The organism is Halorubrum sp. SS7 (assembly GCF_005435055.1).
In the GTDB taxonomy this organism is placed as follows: Archaea; Halobacteriota; Halobacteria; order Halobacteriales; family Haloferacaceae; genus Halorubrum; species Halorubrum salinarum.
In genome coordinates this window covers 1-214 of the sequence record NZ_SGXV01000771.1, presented here as the reverse complement: position 1 = coordinate 214, position 214 = coordinate 1, and the positions used below count along the sequence as shown (strand labels likewise).

The following is a 214-nucleotide window of genomic DNA, read 5'->3' as shown; positions in this document are numbered from 1 at the left end:
ACTGCTCGCTGCGCTCTTGCATCCCGTCGGTGAGCACGAGCTTGTTCGCGACCTGCTGGTTGAAGATGTCGAGGCGACACCCGTCGTCGTTCTCGACGCAGCTCGTCGCGCCAAGCGCCCGGTAATCTGGATTCAGCGACTGGACCTCCGCATACCCGAGGTCCATCAGGACCGCCCACAGCTGACCGTATGCGTCGCCATCTGGGACGACCAG

The 214-nt window shown here is 63.6% G+C and carries 1 pseudogene; it reads right to left on the bottom strand.

From position 1 onward, the window contains the following. A pseudogene (locus tag EXE44_RS22205) lies at positions 1-214 on the bottom strand (hypothetical protein); the annotation flags it as partial.